17 protein-coding genes are annotated in these 20,058 nt (G+C 70.7%); 5 read left to right on the forward strand and 12 right to left on the reverse strand.

Going from position 1 to position 20,058, the window contains the following annotated elements; genetic code table 11:
* Positions 1-8: 8 nt before the first annotated feature.
* Together gap and whiA are read right to left on the reverse strand one after the other, a co-directional pair.
* Complete coding sequence (gene gap / locus ACQPYZ_RS19255) at positions 9-1,016, reverse strand: type I glyceraldehyde-3-phosphate dehydrogenase (protein ID WP_433157613.1); 1,008 nt, start codon at positions 1,014-1,016, stop codon at positions 9-11.
* Between the two features lie 247 nt (positions 1,017-1,263).
* A complete protein-coding gene (gene whiA, locus ACQPYZ_RS19260) occupies positions 1,264-2,247 on the reverse strand; it encodes a DNA-binding protein WhiA (protein WP_433157616.1) in 984 nt (327 codons plus the stop codon).
* 137 nt (positions 2,248-2,384) lie between these two features.
* On the opposite strand from whiA, the gene ACQPYZ_RS19265 reads away from it, so the two are divergent.
* Both ACQPYZ_RS19265 and ACQPYZ_RS19270 read left to right on the forward strand, forming a co-directional pair.
* The gene (locus ACQPYZ_RS19265; RefSeq protein WP_433157618.1) at positions 2,385-2,891 is read left to right on the forward strand and encodes a SigE family RNA polymerase sigma factor; all 507 of its coding nucleotides are present in this window, start codon (positions 2,385-2,387) and stop codon (positions 2,889-2,891) included.
* Positions 2,888-3,703, forward strand: coding sequence for a hypothetical protein (locus ACQPYZ_RS19270; protein WP_433157621.1), 816 nt, complete (start codon positions 2,888-2,890; stop codon positions 3,701-3,703). The genes ACQPYZ_RS19265 and ACQPYZ_RS19270 overlap by 4 nt, the downstream gene beginning before the upstream one ends.
* A 6-nt stretch (positions 3,704-3,709) precedes the next feature.
* Here the strand turns inward: ACQPYZ_RS19270 and ACQPYZ_RS19275 are convergent, their stop codons facing one another.
* From ACQPYZ_RS19275 to uvrC, 3 genes are read right to left on the reverse strand one after another with little or no spacing between them, the layout of a single operon-like run.
* A complete protein-coding gene (locus ACQPYZ_RS19275) occupies positions 3,710-4,678 on the reverse strand; it encodes a gluconeogenesis factor YvcK family protein (protein ID WP_433157623.1) in 969 nt (322 codons plus the stop codon).
* Positions 4,679-4,734: 56 nt separating this feature from the next.
* On the reverse strand, positions 4,735-5,601 hold the full coding sequence (gene rapZ, locus ACQPYZ_RS19280) for an RNase adapter RapZ (RefSeq protein WP_433157626.1): 867 nt from the start codon (positions 5,599-5,601) through the stop codon (positions 4,735-4,737).
* Positions 5,601-7,646: an excinuclease ABC subunit UvrC gene (gene uvrC / locus ACQPYZ_RS19285; protein WP_433157629.1), complete on the reverse strand. Its 2,046-nt coding sequence runs from the start codon at positions 7,644-7,646 to the stop codon at positions 5,601-5,603. Before uvrC ends, rapZ begins: the two co-directional genes overlap by 1 nt.
* Positions 7,647-7,727: 81 nt before the next feature.
* On the opposite strand from uvrC, the gene ACQPYZ_RS19290 reads away from it, so the two are divergent.
* Together ACQPYZ_RS19290 and ACQPYZ_RS19295 are read left to right on the forward strand one after the other, a co-directional pair.
* The gene (locus tag ACQPYZ_RS19290) at positions 7,728-8,183 is read left to right on the forward strand and encodes a DUF6194 family protein (protein WP_433157631.1); all 456 of its coding nucleotides are present in this window, start codon (positions 7,728-7,730) and stop codon (positions 8,181-8,183) included.
* A 148-nt stretch (positions 8,184-8,331) separates the two neighbouring features.
* Positions 8,332-9,555: a S8 family peptidase gene (locus ACQPYZ_RS19295; RefSeq protein WP_433157634.1), complete on the forward strand. Its 1,224-nt coding sequence runs from the start codon at positions 8,332-8,334 to the stop codon at positions 9,553-9,555.
* A gap of 89 nt (positions 9,556-9,644) precedes the next feature.
* Here the strand turns inward: ACQPYZ_RS19295 and ACQPYZ_RS19300 are convergent, their stop codons facing one another.
* The 6 genes from ACQPYZ_RS19300 to eccCa form a co-directional block, all read right to left on the reverse strand.
* Positions 9,645-10,223 carry a Rieske (2Fe-2S) protein gene (locus ACQPYZ_RS19300; RefSeq protein ID WP_433157637.1) on the reverse strand — a complete coding sequence of 193 codons (579 nt, stop codon included), beginning with the start codon at positions 10,221-10,223 and terminating at the stop codon, positions 9,645-9,647.
* 176 nt (positions 10,224-10,399) lie between these two features.
* Positions 10,400-11,971, reverse strand: a complete 1,572-nt coding sequence (locus ACQPYZ_RS19305) for a hypothetical protein (protein WP_433157640.1) — start codon at positions 11,969-11,971, stop codon at positions 10,400-10,402.
* A 12-nt stretch (positions 11,972-11,983) separates the two neighbouring features.
* On the reverse strand, positions 11,984-13,306 hold the full coding sequence (gene eccD / locus ACQPYZ_RS19310; protein WP_433157643.1) for a type VII secretion integral membrane protein EccD: 1,323 nt from the start codon (positions 13,304-13,306) through the stop codon (positions 11,984-11,986).
* Positions 13,307-13,343: 37 nt separating this feature from the next.
* Complete coding sequence (locus ACQPYZ_RS19315; RefSeq protein WP_433157645.1) at positions 13,344-14,393, reverse strand: DUF6177 family protein; 1,050 nt, start codon at positions 14,391-14,393, stop codon at positions 13,344-13,346.
* A 1-nt stretch (position 14,394) separates the two neighbouring features.
* Entirely contained in the window at positions 14,395-14,799 is a 405-nt protein-coding gene (locus tag ACQPYZ_RS19320; RefSeq protein ID WP_433157648.1) for a hypothetical protein, read from the reverse strand.
* On the reverse strand, positions 14,796-18,755 hold the full coding sequence (eccCa, locus tag ACQPYZ_RS19325; protein WP_433157650.1) for a type VII secretion protein EccCa: 3,960 nt from the start codon (positions 18,753-18,755) through the stop codon (positions 14,796-14,798). Before eccCa ends, ACQPYZ_RS19320 begins: the two co-directional genes overlap by 4 nt.
* A gap of 200 nt (positions 18,756-18,955) precedes the next feature.
* Between eccCa and ACQPYZ_RS19330 the strand changes: the two genes are divergently transcribed.
* Positions 18,956-19,804 carry a hypothetical protein gene (locus ACQPYZ_RS19330; RefSeq protein WP_433157653.1) on the forward strand — a complete coding sequence of 283 codons (849 nt, stop codon included), beginning with the start codon at positions 18,956-18,958 and terminating at the stop codon, positions 19,802-19,804.
* 4 nt (positions 19,805-19,808) lie between these two features.
* On the opposite strand, the gene ACQPYZ_RS19335 is transcribed toward ACQPYZ_RS19330, so the two are convergent.
* Positions 19,809-20,048, reverse strand: coding sequence for a hypothetical protein (locus tag ACQPYZ_RS19335; RefSeq protein WP_433157656.1), 240 nt, complete (start codon positions 20,046-20,048; stop codon positions 19,809-19,811).
* Positions 20,049-20,058: the final 10 nt, after the last annotated feature.

The raw sequence follows: 20,058 nt of genomic DNA on the forward strand, positions 1-20,058 counted from the left end.
TGCAGGTGTCAGAGCGAGGCGCCGACGTGGTTGACCAGGTCGACGAGCCGGTTCGAGTAGCCCCACTCGTTGTCGTACCAGCCGACGACCTTGACCTGGTCGCCGATCACCTTGGTCAGGCCCGCGTCGAAGATGCAGGACGCCGGGTCGGTGACGATGTCGGTGGAGACGATCTCGTCCTCGGTGTAGGTCAGGTAGCCCTTCAGCGAGCCCTCGGCGGCCGCGGCCTTGTAGGCCTCCTTGACCTCGTCCACGCTGACCTCGCGGCCGACCGTGACGGTCAGGTCGGTGGCCGAGCCGGTCGGGGTCGGGACCCGCAGCGCGTAGCCGTCCAGCTTGCCCTTCAGCTCCGGCAGCACCAGGCCGATCGCCTTGGCCGCGCCGGTGGAGGTCGGCACGATGTTCAGCGCGGCGGCACGGGCGCGGCGCAGGTCCTTGTGCGGGCCGTCCTGCAGGTTCTGGTCCTGGGTGTAGGCGTGGATCGTGGTCATCAGGCCGCGCTCGATCGTGAACGCGTCGTTCAGGACCTTGGCCAGCGGGGCGATGCAGTTGGTGGTGCAGGACGCGTTCGAGATCACGGTGTGCTTCTCGGCGTCGTACAGCTCGTGGTTCACGCCCATCACCACGGTCAGGTCCTCGTTCTTCGCCGGGGCGGAGATGATGACCTTCTTGGCGCCGTTGTCGGCGTGCGTCTTGGCCTTGGTGGCGTCGGTGAAGAAGCCGGTCGACTCGATCACCACGTCGGCGCCGACGTCGGCCCACTTGAGGTTCGCGGGGTCGCGCTCGGCGTACGCCTTGATGCTGTGACCGGCGACGGTGATGTCGTCCTCGGTCGCGGAGACCTCACCGGGGAAGCGGCCCAGGATCGAGTCGTACTTCAGCAGGTGAGCGAGGGTCTCATTGTCGGTCAGGTCGTTGACGGCGACGACCTCGATGTCGGCACCGGACGCCTGCACGGCGCGGAAGAAGTTACGGCCGATGCGGCCGAAGCCGTTGATACCTACGCGAACGGTCACGGGACTGCGTCTCCTCAGATCTAGCTTTCGAGCACTGCCGCTACAGCCCGAACACTAGCCCAAGAGCCCACTCGGCCAACTGGTACCGTCCACATCAGACCACCAGCGTCTCACCAACTGTCCCAGACCAGACCACCTGCTGGTACACGTCCCGCCCGCCTCCCGGACTCCCCCACCCCGCCGTACGGCGTCCCCGCCGGGCCACCGGCCGTCCGCCGCGGGCCCGCCGCATGGTGAGACGGCCGGATCAGGCCGGGTCGAGCATCTCGGGGGTGAGGCTGGCTTCGGTGTTCGGGATGCCGAGGTCGGCGGCGCGCTTGTCGGCCATCGCCAGCAGGCGCCGGATCCGGCCGGCGACCGCGTCCTTGGTCAGCGCCGGCTCGTGCAACTGGCCGAGCTCCTCGAGGCTGGCCTGCTTGTGCTCGAGCCGCAGCTTGCCGGCCACCTGCAGGTGGTCGGGGACGTCGTCGCCGAGGATCTCCAGGGCCCGCTCGACGCGTGCGCCGGCGGCCACCGCGGCCCGGGCCGAACGACGCAGGTTGGCGTCGTCGAAGTTCGCCAGCCGGTTCGCGGTCGCGCGCACCTCGCGGCGCATCCGCCGCTCCTCCCACGCCAGCACCGACTCGTGCGCTCCGAGCCGGGTCAGCAGCGCGCCGATCGCGTCACCGTCGCGGATGACGACGCGGTCCACGTTGCGCACCTCGCGCGCCTTCGACCCGATCCCGAGCCGACGGGCCGCACCGACCAGCGCGAGCGCGGCCTCGGGACCCGGGCAGGTCACCTCGAGCGACGACGACCGGCCCGGCTCGGTCAGCGAGCCGTGGGCGAGGAACGCGCCCCGCCAGGCCGCGACCGCGTCACACGAAGCGCCCGACACGACCGCTGGCGGCAGTCCGCGCACCGGCCGGCCGCGGTTGTCGACCAGGCCGGTCTGCCGGGCCAGCGCGTCCCCGTCCCGGACCACGCGGACGACGTACTTGGTCTGCTTACGGATTCCGGACGGGGAGATGACCACCACGTCCGACGGGTGGCCGAAGATCTCGGCGATGTCCTTGCGCAGCCGGCGGGCGGCGGCGCCGCTGTCCAGCTCGGCCTCGACGACGATCCGTCCGGAGACGAGGTGCAGGCCGCCGGCGAACCGGAGCACGGACGACACCTCGGCCTTGCGGCAACAGGGTTTCGTGACCTGGATGCTGGTCAACTCGGACTTCACCTGTGCTGTCATCGCCATGAAGGCATCCTCCCACCGTTGTCAAAGACCCTCCGGGCCACACCAGTCCAACGGAACGGACGGTGCCCTGTTACGGGTCGTGCAACCTTCCGGCGGGGTAGTCGCGTTCCATCGGCGAGAATGACGACAGGAGGGGTATGAGAGCACGCGACGAAGCCGAGTTCACCGAGTTCGCGGCCGTGACGGTCCGCCGGCTCCGGCGTACGGCGTACCTGATGTGCGGTGACTGGCATCGCGCCGAGGACGCGGCCCAGGACGCCCTGGTCAAGGTCTACCGCCGGTGGACCCGCATCGACCGCGGCGACGGCCTGGTCGGCTACGCCCACAAGGCAGTGGTCACCGCCGTCCTGGACCAGTCGCGCAAACCGTGGCGGCGGGAACACCTGGACGAGGTCGGTGACGACCTCCGGGTCGCACCCGATCCGCTGCAGGCGATCGACGACCGCTCGGTTGTGATCGACGCGCTCGCCGCCATGGCACCCGGTCAGCGCGCCTGCGTCGTGCTGCGGCACTACGCCGATCTCAGCGTCGAGCAGACCGCCGAGATCCTCGGCATCGGCGAAGGCGCCGTGAAGAGCCAAACCTCCCGGGGTCTCGTCCAGTTGCGCGACCTCCTCGGCCTGAACGAAAGGTGCGCCTCGTGAGCGACATCGAGCGCCTGCTGACCGCCGCGTCCGACGACACGGACCAGCCGCTGCACCACTCCGTCGACGACATCGTCCGCCGCGGCCGCCGGTCGGTCCGCCGCCGGCGCATCGCCACCGCGGGCACGGTCGCCCTCACCACCGCGGCGATCATCGGCGGCATCACCACCTGGTCGGCCACCCGTCCCGAGACCATCGGCCCGGCGGGCATGCCGACGGGCGTCACGTCCGTCGATGTGGAAACGGGCAAGGTCATCGCGCCCGCACCACCGGTCAGTCCGCTGAGCGACCGCGAGATCATCGCCGGCTGCATAACGCTCGACAGGCTCCCGACCTGGGATCCCAAGCCGTGGAACAGGCCGGGTACGCTCACGCAGCAGTGGAGCGTGGCGGTCAAGACCGGCGACGCGCGCAACCTCGCGGCGGTTCTGATCTCTCCGGACCGCCGCCTCGGGGCGCACTGCACGTGGTACGACGCTCCGGCGGGCCCGAACAGGTCGTACGGACGGTTCCCCGTCACCGTCGCGCCGAGAGGCGGGATCGTCTTCCGCTCCGGCACCGCCGACGGACTCAGGGTCCCCGGCGACGTCCGCCGCGTCCTGGTGGACATCCCGGACGAGAAACTGGTCCGGCAGGCGCTGATCGGCGCCGACGGCTTCTACACCCTCGGCGCGCCGAAGGGCCGCAGCAGCATCACGCCGGGGCGGACGGCCAAGAAGCCCCGGATCCTTGGCTTCACCACCGACGGCAGGAAGGTCCTCGACCGCGAACTGCCGTTCGCCGTCAACCTGCCGCCGGCGCCGGAGCGGTGAGCGGGGTCAGGCGAAGATCTCCTTGAAGACCTTGGCGAGTTTGTCGGGGGCGTGGTGGAGGTGGCGGTCGTCGTCGGCGATGTCGGCGATGACCAGGTCGGCGCCGAGGGATTCCGCCGTACGGTGCAGGGACTGTGGATCGGGGACGTGGCCCTCGTCGGCGAGGACCACGTCGATCCGCAGGTCGGGGGCGTGCGCCGCCAGGACCTCGAGGTGGGTCTCCGGGGAGAAGCCGTCGGTCTCGCCCTTCTGCTCCCCCAGGTTCAGCGTGAGTACGCGGCGCGCGCTGGTCTGCTCGAGACCGCGGCACAGCGCCGGGACCAGCAGGTTCGGGATCACCGAGGTGAACCAGGAGCCGGGACCGACCACGACCCAGTCGGCTTCCGCGACGGCCACCAGCGCCTCCGGGCAGGCCGGCGGGTCGGCCGGGTCGAGGGCGACGTCGACCACATGTCCCTCGGTGGTCGCCACCTCGGCCTGACCGCGGATCTCGGTGATCGCCTCCGGGTGCTCCGGGTCCAGCCCGAGCACCCGCGCGGTGATGTCCAGCGGTACGGCGGACATCGGCAACACCCGGCCCTGCGCACCGAGCAGCCGGGCGACCCAGTCGAGTCCGTCGACCGCCTCACCGAGCAACTCCCACAACGCCACGATCAGCAGGTTGCCGACGGCGTGGTCGTGCAGGGCACCGTCACTGCGGAACCGGTGCTGCAGTACGTCGGCCCACGTCCGGCCCCACTCGTCGTCACGGCACAGCGCGGCCAGCGCCATCCGCAGATCCCCCGGCGGCAGCACCCCGAGCTCGCTGCGCAGCCGACCGGACGAACCGCCGTTGTCGGCGACCGTGACGACCGCGGTCAGCTGGTCGGTGACATGGCGCAGCGCGGACAGGGAGGCTGCCAGTCCATGTCCTCCGCCTAGGGCTACGACCCGGGGTGCCGAGCGGGGGTCTGGGGGTCGCCCCCCAGACGACACGCCGGAGTCCCCCGGCCCGCGCTCTCCGCGGGCAGAGCTGTCCCAGGGGCTCCGACTCACTCCCGCCCCAGATCCCGGTGTACGACCAACGTCGGTGACCCTTTCTCACGCAGCCGGCGGGCGATCTCCTCGGCCATCGCCACGCTGCGGTGCTTACCCCCGGTGCAGCCGATCGCGACGGTGACGAAGCGCTTGCCCTCGTTCAGGTAGCCGGTCCGCAGGGTGTCCAGCACGTCCACGTAGTTCTGCAGGAACTGCTGGGCGAGCGGATGGCCGAGGACGAAGTCTGACACAGGACGGTCCTGCCCGGTCATCGGCCGCAGGTCGGGCTGCCAGTACGGGTTCGGCACGAAGCGCATGTCGGCGACCACGTCGGCGTCGACCGGGATGCCGTACTTGAACCCGAACGACACGACGGTGGCCCGGAGCTCGGCGTTCTCCTCGTCGCCGAACGCGTTCACGATCTTCGCGGCGAGCTGGTGGATGTTCAGGTTCGAGGTGTCGATCACCAGGTCCGCGCCGGCCCGGATGTCGCCGAGCAGCTCGCGCTCGCGCTGGATCCCGGTCAGCAGCCGGCCCTCGCCCTGCAACGGGTGCGGCCGGCGGACGCTCTCCTGCCGCCGGACGATCACGTCGTCGGAGGCCTCGAGGAAGACCGTCACCGGGCGGTACCCCTTGAGCCGCAGGTCGTGCACCGCCTGCGGCAGCTCGTCGAAGAACATCCCGGTCCGGACGTCGACGACGACCGCGAGCCGCGGCGACGCACCGGTGCCGACGACCTGGTCGACGATGGTGGTCAGGAACGTCGGCGGCAGGTTGTCCACCACGAACCAGCCGAGGTCCTCCAGCACGTCCGCGACCGAACTCCGTCCCGCGCCCGACATCCCGGACACGATGATGAGATTGCCGCTCTGGTCCGCCATCAGTTCTCTGTTCTCCCTGGATCCCCGTCGGCCGTGTCGTCCGGCCGCAGTCCGGCCGGCGCCGGGACGTCGTCGTCCAGTATCTCGCCTGTCGCCATGTTCACCGCGGGCGCCCGGCCGGTGTCGGCGTTCGTTGCGGCAGCGTTCACCGCCAGTACGACGGATTCCGCCGTACGCCGGCCGAACCCGGGCAGGCCGGCCACCTCGTCGACGGTCGCCTGCCGCAGCTTCTTCAGTGAACCGAAGTGCCGCAGCAGCGTCTTGCGGCGGACCTCGCCGAGCCCTGGCACGTCGTCGAGCACGCTCTCCACCATCGACTTGGACCGGCGGTTGCGGTGGTGCGTGATCGCGAACCGGTGCGCCTCGTCGCGCAGCCGCTGCAGCAGGTAGAGGCCCTCCGACGTCCGGGAGAAGATCACCGGGTCCTCCTCGTCCGGCACCCACACCTCCTCCAGCCGCTTGGCCAGGCCGCAGACCGGGATGTCGCCGAGGCCGAGCTCGTCCAGCGCCTGCCGCGCGGCCGCGACCTGCGGCGGACCGCCGTCGACCACGACCAGCCCGGGCGCGTAGGAGAACTTGCGGGCCCGCCCGGTCTCCGGATCGATCAGGGTGGCCGCCGGGTCTTCGTCGTCCGGCACGGTCGCTCGCTCGTCCAGCAGGCGCTTGAACCGCCGGGTGAGCACCTCGGCGATCGAGGCGACGTCGTTCTGCCCGTCCACGCCCTTGATCACGAACCGCCGGTACTCGCTCTTGCGCGGCAGGCCGTCCTCGAACACCACCATCGAGGCGACGACCTCGGTGCCCTGCAGGTTCGAGACGTCGTAGCACTCCAGCCGCAGCGGCGCCTCGGGCAGGTCGAGACCGGCCTGGATCTCCTCCAGCGCCTGATTCCGGGTGGTCAGGTCGCTGGCCCGCTTGGTCTTGTGCATGGTGAGCGTCTGCAGCGCGTTCCGCGCCACGGTCTCCATCAGCGCCTTCTTGTCGCCGCGCTGGGGCACCCGGATGAACACTTTCGAGCCGCGCAGCTCGGACAGCCACTCGGTCAGCGCGGCCGCGTCCTCGGGCTCGGTCGGCACCAGGATCTCCCGCGGGATCGCGTCGCCGGAGTCCCCGGCGTACGTCTGCTGGATGAACCGGGACACCAGGTCGCCGGTGGTCGCGGTGCCGTCGGCCTTGTCCGCGATCCACCCGCGCTCACCGCGGATCCGGCCGCCGCGGACGTAGAAGATCTGTACGGCGACCTCGAGCGGGTCCTCGCTGAGCGCGATCACGTCGGTGTCGGTGCCGTCGCCGAGGACGACCGCGTTCTTCGCCAGCGCCTTCTCCAACGCGGCCAGGTCGTCGCGGATCTTCGCGGCCCGCTCGTACTCGAGCTCGGCCGCGGCCGCCTTCATCTCCTTCTCCAGCCGGCGGACGTACGTCGCGGTCTGGCCGGACAGGAACGCGCTGAAGTCCTCGACGATCCTGCGGTGCTCCTCCTGGCTGACCTGGCCCGTGCACGGCGCCGCGCACTTGCCGATGTAGCCGAGCAGGCAGGGCCGGCCGATCTGGCGGTGCCGGTTGAACACGCCCTTGCTGCACGAGCGCATCGGGAAAACCCGCAGCAGCAGGTCGACGGTCTCCCGGATCGCCCAGGCGTGGCTGTAGGGGCCGAAGTACCGCACGCCCTTCTTCTTCGGGCCGCGGCCGACCATCACCCGCGGGTAGTCCTCGTTGAGGGTGATCGCGAGCCACGGGTACGACTTGTCGTCGCGGTACTTCACGTTGAAGCGCGGGTCGTACTCCTTGATCCAGGAGTACTCCAGCTGCAGCGACTCGACCTCGCTGCCGACCACGGTCCACTCGACCTTCGCCGCCGTCGTCACCATCGCCTGCGTCCGGGGGTGCAGGTTCACCAGATCCTGGAAGTACGACGACAGCCGGGCCCGCAGGTTCTTCGCCTTGCCGACGTAGATCACCCGCCCGGCGGAGTCGCTGAAGCGGTAGACGCCAGGTGAGTCGGGGATCGAGCCCGGAGCGGGACGATAGGACGACGGATCAGCCACCCGTCCACCCTAGTTCGCGGCACGGACAAAGCTGGAATTCCGCCGAAGTCTCAATTGCGACTTCAATGACACACTTGAAGCATGACTGTTGACGAGATGGACCTCCTGATCCGGAGGTACGACGGGGTGCGGGTGCTCGAGGGCCAGGGCGACCTGTTCTACCTGTACGACCCGGCCGCGGACCTCCCGCCCGAACGGCAGCAGCCGTTCGCGACGATCGTGACCGGCGACCACTACGAGACGGTGTCCCGGCTGGACGAGCCCGGGGCCTGGCGGCTCAACCTCGGGCTGACGAAAGCGACGTACACCTCCCTCTTCGGACCGGTGCCGACCGAGCGGGACGCGGACGGGGTGCTGGACTCCGGCCACGACTACGCCGCGCGGGACCGGCTCATGCCCCATCCGTTCTACGCCTCGCAGTACTGGGTGGCGATCATCGCGCCGACCGACCTGACGCCGGTCGAGCCGTTGCTGGCCGAGGCGTACGACTTCGCCGTGCGCAAGTACGACAAGCACCGCGCCCGGCAAACGCACTGACTCTTTGCGGTCGTGTTGCGGCTTGCCTCATAAGCCGGGTCTGACCCCTGGTTGGGATGAGCGGACTTCCTAGCGTGTGACCCAGGGTAGATGCGCAGGACCTTTGCGTGAGGCAACTGGGCCTTGCGCCGACTCGAGGGAGCCGCCCATGTCCCCATCCGTAGCCAGACCGCGCGCCGTGCTCGGAGCAGTCGCCGCCGCCGCGCTGGCCGCCACCGGGATCGTCGCCACCGCCGCCGGCAGCAACGCCGCGGACGAGGCCGGTGTGACGATCCGCGGCGCCGGCAGCCTCGACGCCATCGCCGGCAGCTACATCGTCGTCCTGGCCGGGCAGCGGACCCAGGCCGAGACCCGGGCCACCACCGCGAGCCTTGCGAACAGCTACGACGTGAAGGTGCGCAAGCAGTACGACGCGTCGGTGAAGGGCTTCTCCGCCGGGATGACCGAGGACCAGGCGAAGAGGCTGGCGGCCGACGAGCGGGTCGCGTTCGTCCAGCAGAACCAGCGGATCACCGTGAGCCAGGACAACCCGCCGTGGGGCCTGGACCGCAGCGACCAGCGCGACCTGCCGCTGGACAAGAAGTACGAGGCGTCCAGTACGGCGGAGAACGTCAACGTCTACGTGGTCGACACCGGCATCTACGCCGCCCACAAGGACTTCGGCGGCCGCGCGTCGGTCGGCACGGACACGGTCGGCGACGGCCAGAACGGGGTCGACTGCCACGGCCACGGCACGCACGTGGCCGGCACAGTCGCCGGGACGACGTACGGCGTCGCGAAGGGCGCGAAGGTGTTCGGCGTCCGGGTGCTCGACTGCAAGGGGTCGGGCTCGACCGAGTCCGTCATCGGCGGCATCGACTGGGTGACCAAGAACGCCGCCAAGCCCGCGGTCGCGAACATGAGCCTCGGCGGCGTCGCCGACGACGCGCTCGACGCCGCGGTGAAGGCCTCGGTGGGCGCCGGCATCACCTATGCGGTTGCCGCCGGCAACGAGAGCTCGGACGCCTGCGCCAGCTCGCCGGCCCGGGAGCCGTCGGCGATCACCGTCGGCGCCACCGACGACCAGGACAAGAAGGCGACGTTCTCCAACTGGGGCAAGTGCGTGGACCTGTTCGCCCCGGGGGTCGACGTCCTGTCCGCCGGCATCACCGACCCGGAGTCGACCGACACCATGAGCGGTACGTCGATGGCGTCGCCGCACGTGGCCGGCGGGATCGCGCTCTACCTGGCCGACCACCCGGAGGCCACGCCGGCCGACGTGACCACCGCCCTGGTCGGCGCGTCCACGCCGGACAAGGTGGGCGACCCGGGCACCGGCTCACCGAACAAGCTGCTGTACGTCGGGAAGGTCGACCCGGCCGTCCAGCGCTGATCGACCGAACGAGAAGAGCCCGGCCCCCGAAGGCCGGGCTCTTCTGGTTGTCCCCCGTCCGGCCGCGTGGTGGCGCGGCCGATCGGGAGTCAGGAGGTCTGGACGATGTTGCTGCCCTGGACGGCGACCTCGACGCCCGGCAGCGGCCGCTGGGCCGGACCGCTGACCACGCTGCCGTCGCTGATGCTGAAGTGGCTGTTGTGGAACGGACAGACGATCTGGCCGCCCTCCACCGAGCCGATCGGGTTGCCCTGGTGGGTGCAGACCGCGGAGAAGCCCTTGTACTGGCCCGCGGCCGGCTGGGTCACCACGACCTTCGCGTCGGTGTAGACCTTGCCGCCCCCGACAGGTACGTCGGACGCCGGGCCGAGCACCGTGCCACTGGCGGGCGCGCTCGACGACGGCGCGCTCGAGGACGGCGCCGAACTGGTGGCCGAGGTGGGCGCGCTGGACGGCGGCGCCGAGGTGCCGGTGGTCCCGGTCGAGCCCGCGTCGTCTCCCCCGCCGCAGGCGGCCAGGATCGGCGCGCCGGCGCCGGCCAGCGCGACCATGGCCGCGCAGCGAAGCACCGACCTCCGGTCGCGCAGGTCGTCACCCGCGGGCGTCGCCTCGGGGGCTGCCGGGCTGGTCGGCGGCATGCTGGGCGGGGCCATGGTGTCATCGCTCATGAATCTGGACCTCCAGGAGCTTCCGGTCGAAGTAGTTGAACGCTCTGCTTCTCTTCTTCCTACCCCACCCCGCAAAACTCGGGGCGGATACCGGGACAAACGACCGAATCGGCCGAACGGTTCAGCGATCCGGGAAACTTTCCGGATTCAACCGCGACTTGAGGCTTGCCGGGGAGTCAGCCGGTCGTGCGGGTCACCGTCTCGACCACCCGGGCGGCCAGGTCCAGGACCGCCCGGCGGGTGTCCGACTGGAGCTGCTCGGTGCGCAGTGGCCAGGACTGCGCGATGTGCGCGTCGAATGGCAGCACGACCGGCTCCATCCCGCGCCGGCGGAACGCCTCGACCAGCCAGCCGACGGAGGCGGGGTCGACGTTCTCGACCACGCTGATGACCACGATTCCGCGGGTCAGCAGCACGTCCTGACCGTCCGGGGTCAGCTGGTCCAGTTGCGCGAGGCAGTAGTTCGCCACGTGCTGCACCGACGGCACCACCACGACCGCACAATGCCCGGAGCCGGCCAGCTCGGCGCTGATCTCGTCGAACAGCCCGCCCGGGCAGTCGACCACGGCCAGCCCGACGTCGCGCGCTCCCTGCCCTTGTGCCTCCGCGAGGGTCTTCCGGACCGATTCGGCGGTGCCTTCACTGCGCAGCAGGGTCACCCGCTCGATCGGACCAGCACCGACGGAGAGCTCCAGTCGCCGGGACAGCTCGGCGCCACCCGGGTCCGCGTCGACCGCAACCACCCGGTCGGAGCGCTGCGCCGCCAGCATGGTGGACAGCAGTGCGGTCAGGGTCGACGTACCGCCGTTGGTGACCGGGCTCAGCACGCCGACGCGGCGCATGATCGCGATCGGGCGGCGGATGGTGGCGATGTTGTCCACGTCGCGCTGCATCCGGCCCGAGGCACCGACCAGGTACGCCGCCTCGGAGGCGATCCGGCGGAACCGGTCGAACACCGAGTCGCCCTGCACGACGGGCATCGGCGTACCGATCTGGTCCGACTGCGGCGTCGGCTGACCCCAGCCGTCGTCGTGGGCCGGTGGATGGCCCGGGTACTGCGGCTGGTCGTAGTAGTCCTGGTGCGGCACCTGGCCGGGGTGTTGCTGACCCTGGGGCGGGTACTGCTCCTCGTACTGCGGCTCCGGGTACGGCTGCTGCGGGTACTCGGGATGCTGGTACTGCGGCTGCGGTGGGTACTGCTCGTACGGCGCGGGCTGGTACGGCGCGACCTGGCCGGGCGGACCCTGGTAGCCCTGCTGCGGCGGGTACTGCTGCGGCGGGTACTGCTGCTCGTACGGCGGCGGGTACTGCTGGTCGTACGGACCCGGCTGGTACGGCGGCGGCTGCTGGTAGTCCTGCGGCGGGTACGGCTGCTGCTCCGGCGGGTAAGGCGGCGGCGGGTACTGCTGGGGTGGGTACTGCTCCGGCGGGTAGGGCTGCTGCGGATAAGGCTGCTGGGGGTGGGGCTGCTGCGGCGGGTATTGCTGGGGCGGGTACTGCTGCTCCTGCGGATACGGCGGCTGCTGCTGCGGAGGCGGCTGCTGGTACTGCGGAGGCGGTGGCTGCTGCTGGTACGAGCCCGGCTGCTGGTGTGGTGGTGGCACAGGTGGACCGCCCTGCCCGGCAGGGGCCGCGGGAGGTGCGGCGGGTGCCGGTGCGGGCGGAGTGTCCGGGCGGTCCGGTTCTTCGGCCGGTGACTGCTCCGCCATCTGGCGCAGCATGTCACCCTGCCAGTTCGATTCAGTCATTCCATCCGGTCGTCAGAAGGCGTTCAGCAGCTGGGAGTAGACGCCGAAGACTCCCAGCGCCAGGGGCACCGTCGCGATGACGGCCCCGACCTCAAGATAGTCGAGCAGCTGGGTGAGCCGCGCACGGACATGCTCCGCCGGTGCGAAACTGAGACCGAAGGCGCAGAACATCGCCACCAGCACCAGCAGCCCGAGCGCGATGAACGCACCGCCCTGGCCGTTCGCCGCCGCGATCAGCACACACCCCGACACGATCGTGAACGCCGCCGCGAACAGCACCGCGACCTCGCTCACCAGCGGGTACAGCCGCGACCTCGACGCCAGCAGGAACGCCAGCACGAGCGCCAGCGCCACCGCCCAGGCGGAGCCGTCACGCACCAGCTGGATGCCCGCGATCGCCGACGACAGCGCGATCGGCACGGTGGCCAGCGCCAGACCGAGGTGCGCGGCGTTGAGTGCGCTCTGGACGTCACCGCGCATGATCTCCTGACCCGCGGCCCGCTTGTCGTCCAGTCCGGACAGTCCGGACAGGGCGAGCGCCATCCGCGGCAGCAGACCGAGCAGCAGTACGGCGAGGAGCGCCGCGAGTGCACCGATCCGAAACCACGCGAGCCCCGCCCCGACACCGATGATCCACACGGCCACGAACAGCACCGCGGTCGCACCCGCGACCACACCGCCACCGGCAACGCCGGCGGCCGCGTAGAACATCGGCCCGAACGCGAGACAGAGCGCTCCGACCGACAGCACCAGACCGAGCTCCCAGCCGGCGTCCAGCGCCCAGAAGCCGACGGCCAGCGCCAGCAGTACGGTCGCGACGGTGACCAGCGGGATCGCCACGATCTTGTTCCCGGTCCGGCCGAGCGCGATCCCGACGAAGGCGCAGATCGCCGCGAGGACGAGCAGGATCGCCGCGGTCGCCCCGTTCGGCGCGGCGACCAGCAGCGAGATCGCCCCGGCGACGATCGAGAAGACCAGGCCGGCGCCGGCCAGGATCCGCCGGTGCTTCGGCGTGAAGGTCGCGCCGCGCCGCTTGAGGTCCTCGACCGCTTCCTCGGTCACGTCGTACACGGTCGGCGGCGGGGGCAACTCACCCTCGGACGCCAGCCGCAGCACCGAGCCGTCGATGATCCGCGCCGACGACAGCGTGCCCTCCGGCGGCACCAGCACCCCGCCGGCCGTGGTCAGGAAGCGCCGCTGCGGAGTCTGCTGCATCGGCTCGTCCAGCATCCGCAGCAGGTCGGGCAGCAGGACGCCGAGCGGCTCGTCGGCCGGCAACACCGCGTCCAGCCGCCGGCGCTGACCGATCACCGTCACCCGGCTGTACGTGCTCATCCCCGTCCTCGCTTCATGCCGTCGGAACTCCGTTTCGTCACGCCTTGCCCGCGATCGCTTCGGCCGGGACCAGGCTCTTCACCAGCTTCGCGTAGGTATCCCAGTCGCGCGGGTTGCGCCCGTCGCCGATCGGGTACCAGACGGCCGGCGCGTGCGCCGGGCCGATCGCCAGCGCCCGGTTGCTGCCCTCCAGGCTGACCAGCTTCTGGATGCCGTGCTCCCGGACCGCCTCGTTGCCGGCCGCCATCCCGATCGGCGAGCCCATGCCGACGAACCGCGGCAGGTAGGTGCCGTCCGCCTCGCCGTTCGAGCCGATCACCATCGCCGAGATCAGTTCGAGGCGGTCGGCGACCTCGTCGATCCATTCGCCGACCTTGTTCACGTTCGGGAAGTCCATCCCGGGCTGCGAGACCGCCAGAGTCAGGGTCTCGTCCACGCCGGACTCGACCCGCCGGACGTCCAGGGTGCCGACCGCGGGCCGGAACTCCGCACCAGGCTGCCCGGACAGGATCAGCCAGGTCGGGCTCGGCGCCCGGTCCCGGCAGTACTCGGTCAGCGCTTCCCGGCTCCACGGCTGGGTCACCGGCTCCGACGTCGACCAGCCGGCCGGACCGCTGCCGGTGGTCGCGGTGAACAGCCGGTCCGCGATCTCGCCCAGCATCAGGCTGTCGACCGGCTTGTGCCGGACCCGCACGGTGAACTGGAGCTGGCCGAACAGGTCTTCCTGGACCACGAAGTCCGGATGCAGGTCCGAGGTCGGCTGCCCGCGCGTGGCGGTCGAGCGGGCCAGGAACAGCTCGCCGTTCCACTTCAGCCGGACCCCGTTGAGGCCGTCGAAGTACTCCCCGTCGTCGCCGGTCACGACCCACTTGGAGTACGCGCCCTTGAACAGCGACGACCGGACCGGCCAGGTCAGCCGGGAGTGCTTCGGTGTCACCAGCTGCACGTCACGCGCGGACGCCTTCGCCGACGTCAGCGCGTCGCTGAGCCAGGCCGACATGCCGATCACCGGACGGTCCTGCATGACGACGGCGACCTTCTCGGTGATCAGGTCGACGCCCGGGCTGAAGATCAGGTCGTTCGGCATGTCAGTCGGTTCCCTCGCTCGCGCCCTGCGGTGTCCCGTCCCCGGGTGTCCGGATCCCTTCGGACGTCCAGACCCGGCCGCCGAGCCGGTTGATCAACGTGTTCGCGTACTGCTCCGCGACCTCGCGTGCCCCGTCCGCCGCGGTCGCCCGGATCTCCACCCACCACGCCGGGGTGTCGACCGTGCCGACCGTCGTACCGAGCATCCGCTCGACCTCGCCCGGCACCTGGATCAGCAGCGGCAGCTCGATCGACACCAGTGGCAGGTTGTCCTCGCCGCACAGCTGGACGACCGCGCCGCCGCTCACCGCGCGCACCCCGAGCTCCTCGCCCGCGGCCGTCAGGCCGGCTAGCACGTCCTCACTCGACGGCCGCCCGTCGACGAGAGCCACCAGGTCGTAGGTCATGTCGTTCCTCCACTGCTCTGGCTGGCGGCCTGGACCGGGTCGGCCAGCGCTGTCTGGACCAGCTCCGGTCCGTCGCCTCGTCGTACGAACAGCCCCCGGCCGGGCGGGTAGTCGCCCGGGTAGGCACCGGTGAAGAGCTGTCCCTCGCTGCGGTCGCCGGACAGCACCAGGCCGGCCGCTCCGGACTCCATGACCGCGGACAGGAACGGCTCGTACATCTGCCGCGACGCACCCGAGGCGCGCCGGGTCACGATGAAGTGCAACTTGATGTCGCGCCCGGACGCGACGTACGGCAGGAAGGCGTCCATCGGCGACTGCCCGCCGGTCGTCAGCAGGTCGTAGTCGTCGGCGAGTACGACGATCCGCGGCCCGCCCAGACCCGCTTCGGGAATCGCGCCGGTGTCGTCCGGCATCCGCTTGGCCAGCTCCTGCGACACCCCGTTGGCGAGTCCCGCCGCGACCCGGCCGGTCGGCGCGTAGCCACCGACGTACGCCTCCGGCACGAACTCCCGCAGACCGCGGCGCGGGTCCATCACCGCGAACACGAGCTGGTCGGAGGTGTGCCGCTCGATCAGCTGCTGGACGACGAGCCGGACGATGTTCGTCTTGCCCGAGCCGCTGTCGCCGAACACCACCAGATTGGTGTCCCGCCCGCCGAGGTCCAGGTACACCGGCGCCAGCGCGCGCTCGTCCACGCCGATCGGGACGACGGCCGGTTGCCGGACGTCGTCGCCCAGCTGCTCGCGCGGCAGTTTCAGCGGCAGGATCCTGACCTGCGGAGCCCGCGGGCCCTGCCAGGTGGACCGCAGCGTCAGCGCCTGGCTCTCGAGGATCTCGGACAGGTTCTCGTCGGCGGCGACCCCGTCCACCCGCGGCAGCGCGAACTGCGCGAACAGCTTGCTGCCCGGCACCAGCATCCGGCCCGGACCGGCCTTGCGCAGGACCTCCTGCAGGCGCCGGTCGATGTTGGAGTCCGACGCGTCGTTCAGCCGCAGCTCGAGCATCGTGCCGAACATCGCCTGGTTCTGCATGCGGACGTCGTTCCAGCGCATCATCGACGTCACCACGTGCACGCCGTAGCTGCTGCCGCGCTGCAGGACGTCGGTGATCGGCTCGTCCAGCTCGTCGAACGTCGTCCGGATCGCGCCGAAGTTGTCGATCACCAGGACGACGTCGGCGGTCGGCAGCTCGGGGATGCGGCCGGCCGCGTGGTCGGCGCGCAACGCCTCCATCGTGTCGATGGCGTGGTTGCGGAAGACCCGCTCGCGGTGGTCGATCATCCCGCGGATCTCCTCGACGGTCCGCCGGATCCGCTCCCGGTCGGTGCGCAGCGCGACGCCGCCGACGTGCGGCAGCTCCGACAGCGCCTGCATCCCGCCGCCGGCGAGGTCGAGCGCGTAGATCGCGACCTCCTGTGGCGTGTGGGTGTGCGCCAGCGAGGTGACCAGGGTGCGCAGCGCGGTCGTCTTGCCGGACTGCGGACCGCCGACGATCGCGGCGTGACCGCCGGCCCGGGTCAGGTCCAGCCGGAAGACCTCCTGGCGCTGGTTGGCCGGGTCGTCGACCACGCCGACCGGCGGCATCATCTGCGGCGGCCGCACCGCCAGTTGCAGACCACGGCCGTCGACGTAGTCCGCCCGGCCGCCGAGCGCGTCCAGCGTGCAGGCGGACGGCAGTGGCGGCAGCCAGATCTTCAGCACCTGCTTGGCTGCCTTGCGCACCTGGTCGACGAACACGTTCAGCTCGGTCGGCCCCGTCGTACGCTCGGTCGCCTTCACCTGAGCCACCGGCCGCCGCGCCTCCAGCTCGGCCTCGGACAGCTGGTACGGCGGGAGCTCGAGCGGCCGCACGTCCGTACCCTCGTCCTCGATCACCTCGTCCGCCGGCGCGACGTACGGACCGGAGACGTACGCCGCCCGGAACCGCTGGTACACGCTGGTGTCGACCTTGAGGAACCCGAAACCGGGCAGCGGCGGCAGGTGGAACGCGTCGGTGGTGTCCAGCACCGTCCGGCTCTCCTCCTCGGAGAACGTCCGAAGACCGAGCCGGTAGGACAGGTAGGTCTCCAGACCGCGCAGCTTGCCGGACTCGACCCGCTGGCTGGACAGCAGCAGGTGGACGCCGATCGACCGCCCGATCCGGCCGATCGACAGGAACAGGTCGATGAAGTCCGGCCGCTCGTTCAGCAGCTCGCCGAACTCGTCGATGATCACGAACAGGTGCGGCAGCGGGGCCAGCTCCGGCTTCTGCTGCCGGTGCAGCCGGTAGTCGGTGATGTTGGCGATGTTGCCGGCGTCCTTCAGCACCTGCTGGCGGCGCTGCACCTCGCCTTCCAGGCTCTTGTACGCCCGCTCGATCAGGCTGGCGTCGTCCCGCAGGTTGGTGATGATGCCGGCCACGTGCGGCACCCGCTCGAACGGCGCGAACGACGCACCACCCTTGAAGTCGACCAGCACGAACGACAGGTCCTCCGGACTGTGCGTGGCCATCAGCGCCATCACCATGGTCCGCAGTACTTCGGACTTGCCGGAACCGGTCGCGCCGACGCACAGGCCGTGTGGCCCCATCCCCAGCTGCGCCGATTCCTTGAGGTCGACCAGTACGTCGGCCCCGGTGTCGTCGACGCCCAGCGGCACCCGCAGGAACGCCCGGTCCGACCGTGGCTGCCACAGGTGGTCGAAGTCCAGCCGGGCCACGTCGGTGATCCCGATCAGGCCCATGAAATCGACGTCGTCGCGCTGCGCGTCCTCCTCCAGCGACTCCGCGGACAACCGCAGCGGCGCCAGCTCACGGGCGATGCCTTCGGCGACGGGTGCCTCCATCGGGTCCACCTGGCCGCTGGCGGCCATCGGGTACGGTCCGCGCAGGTCCTCGATCCGGACCTCGTCGCCGTACACGGTGATCCGCATCGTCACCGAGCTCGGCTCCTGCAGCCGGTCGGCGACCAGGTGCAGCACGGTGACTCCGAGTTCACCGGGAACGAGGGAGTCGTCGGCCTGCGGGCGGACCTCGGCCGCGACGTCGCCGTACGTGTCGTGCAGGACGAGCAGCCGCCTGGTCAGCCGGCGACGGTCGTCGAAGTTCACCGAGCCTCGGCGCGATTCGGTCGCCCACTGGACGCGCTCGCCCAGGTCGGCGGACAGCAGGTGCGACAAGTCCTGCGGACTCTGCGCGATCCGGCGGAACGGGAGCGCACCCTGCTTGCGCTCCGCATCCTGGACGTGCGGTAGCCAGTTCATCCACTGCCAGTCCGGCATCGCCTGCCGCGGGAAGCTCGCCGCCATCATGACGTCCTCCGGCGCGTGGAACACCGCCGTCTGCACGAGCAGCGAACGAGCGACGCGGACCACGCCCTCGCGGTCGCCGACGATGCTGACGTTGCCGACGTGGTCGAGCGGGACGGTCAGCGGCATGTCGGGCATCTCGGTGAAGCGCCGTACCAGCGCGTTCGCCTCGGCCATCATGAACTGATCCGGCGGCTCCATCGCGGACCCGCCCTGGCCCACCACCGCCGGCACCACCGGCACCCGGCCGCTGCCGCACCGCGGCTGCAGGAAGTCACTGTCCGTACGCCGGCGCTCCCACAGCCGCGAGACGTCCACCACGCAGTCGAGCAGGGCGTCCGGCGGCGGGTTCAGCTCGAGCGCCTGCGCCCGGGCCTTGCGCTCCTCCTTGGAGAACTCGTCGCGCATCCGCTCCAGGTAGTCCAGGTAGCGGGTGCGCTGGTTCTTCCGGTCCTTCCCGCCCCGGCCGCGGGACGCGAGCATGCCCCCGACCGAGCCGACCAGAGTGAGGCCCAGCAGGCCGATCCCGACCATCACCATCGGCCCCGAGCGGCCCATCGTCATCATCGCGACCGACCCGATGCTGCCGACCATCGGCAGCATCATCTGCAGGGCGCCACCGCCTCCGCCACCACCGCCTCCGCCGGGGAGGCTCGGTGCAGGCTCGATCACGCGCTGCTGCTGCACCCCGGGGGCAGGTGTGCGACGCGCCGGGCGGTGCACGATCCGGCTTGCCACTAAGGTTTTCCTCCGCTGGACCAGCCCGCGGTTGCGCGGGGGACTTCGTACTTCTTACCGACGGACGTGCGAGACACTCTAGTGGTGGGTGAGGTCAAGGGATGACAGGCACGAACGATTCCACCGTGGTCGAAATGATTGCGGACCTGGCACCGATCTGGTTGCCAGGCTGTGTCGTGGACGCCGCGGAACGGACCGTCGAGGTCGGCTGGGGGCGCGGTGCGCTGCAGATGTCCGCCGTCGTGGGCGTCGGCGAGATCGTCGATCGTTGCCTCCAGCTACCAAAAACCCACTGGCCCGAACGGATCGAGGCCTGGCTGCGCGCCGTCGTCGCCGAGGGTGAGCTCGCCACCGAGGAGCACCGGTACGGCGACGTCGCCGAACGCCAGCGTGCCTTGCTGGTGCAGCGCGGCTGGTCGGCGCGGACCGCCGGTCCGGTAGCTGACGCATTGTTGCCGTTCGGCGACCACTTCGAGGTTGTGGTGTTCGTTCGGACCGGTGACCAGCTACGGCGGCTGACCGTCGTCCGGCGGTCGATGCTCGGTCTCGGCGATCCCGGCGTACCGTCGCCGGTTCAGCTCACCCTGGCCGAGATCGCCGACCTGGTCCCGCGCGAGCAGAACGGGATCTCGATCCTGAGCCGTGACGACGATCCGCTGGTGTCGATGGCGATCGTCGACCGGGAGAACCTGTTGCCGCAGGCATCCATCAGCGCGGGCGTGCTGATCGGCGTACCCCGGCTGAGCACCATTGCCTACTGCCCCGCCGACGCCGGCCAGGCACGCGCCGACACGCTCGCCCGGTGGATCGCCGACAGCTACCGCGGCGCGCCCGACCAGTGCTCCCCCGACCTCTTCTGGCTCCAGGGCGACCAAATGGTCCAGGTCCCGGTCACGCTGGCCACGCCGCCCACCGCCGTACTGCCCGCCGCCCTCAAACCCCAGCCCCGCCGGACGTGGCTCCGCCACCCCTTCGGCCGGTAGGCACCTACCTCGACGGTGACGGGCTGGCCGGACCGGACGTGGTCGCCGTCGGCGCAGGCTGCTGCTTCTCGTTCTCCTTGGCCTGCGCCGACTTGAAGTACGACACGCCGGCACACCCGGCGCACGCCAGCGCCCCGATCATCACACTGGCCAGCACCTTCCCGGTCTGCTCGTTCAACGTGTTCTTGGCCCGGTCGGCCCCGAACAGCCAAGCCTCCCGCAACCGCCGCCGCCGAACCGCCACCGACTCAATA

It is taken from the genome of Kribbella sp. CA-247076 (genome assembly GCF_050942445.1).
Lineage (GTDB): Bacteria > Actinomycetota > Actinomycetes > Propionibacteriales > Kribbellaceae > Kribbella.

Bases quoted from the DNA above. Each gene is read 5' to 3' on its own strand.
- ACQPYZ_RS19295 (WP_433157634.1), top strand. From the start codon at position 8,332: ATGTCCCCATCCGTAGCCAGACCGCGCGCCGTGCTCGGAGCAGTCGCC.
- ACQPYZ_RS19305 (WP_433157640.1), bottom strand. From the start codon at position 11,971: ATGACTGAATCGAACTGGCAGGGTGACATGCTGCGCCAGATGGCGGAG.
- ACQPYZ_RS19300 (WP_433157637.1), bottom strand. From the start codon at position 10,223: ATGAGCGATGACACCATGGCCCCGCCCAGCATGCCGCCGACCAGCCCG.
- ACQPYZ_RS19290 (WP_433157631.1), top strand. From the start codon at position 7,728: ATGACTGTTGACGAGATGGACCTCCTGATCCGGAGGTACGACGGGGTG.
- ACQPYZ_RS19265 (WP_433157618.1), top strand. From the start codon at position 2,385: ATGAGAGCACGCGACGAAGCCGAGTTCACCGAGTTCGCGGCCGTGACG.
- ACQPYZ_RS19315 (WP_433157645.1), bottom strand. From the start codon at position 14,393: ATGCCGAACGACCTGATCTTCAGCCCGGGCGTCGACCTGATCACCGAG.
- whiA (WP_433157616.1), bottom strand. From the start codon at position 2,247: ATGGCGATGACAGCACAGGTGAAGTCCGAGTTGACCAGCATCCAGGTC.
- rapZ (WP_433157626.1), bottom strand. From the start codon at position 5,601: ATGGCGGACCAGAGCGGCAATCTCATCATCGTGTCCGGGATGTCGGGC.
- ACQPYZ_RS19330 (WP_433157653.1), top strand. From the start codon at position 18,956: ATGATTGCGGACCTGGCACCGATCTGGTTGCCAGGCTGTGTCGTGGAC.
- eccD (WP_433157643.1), bottom strand. From the start codon at position 13,306: ATGAGCACGTACAGCCGGGTGACGGTGATCGGTCAGCGCCGGCGGCTG.
- ACQPYZ_RS19320 (WP_433157648.1), bottom strand. From the start codon at position 14,799: ATGACCTACGACCTGGTGGCTCTCGTCGACGGGCGGCCGTCGAGTGAG.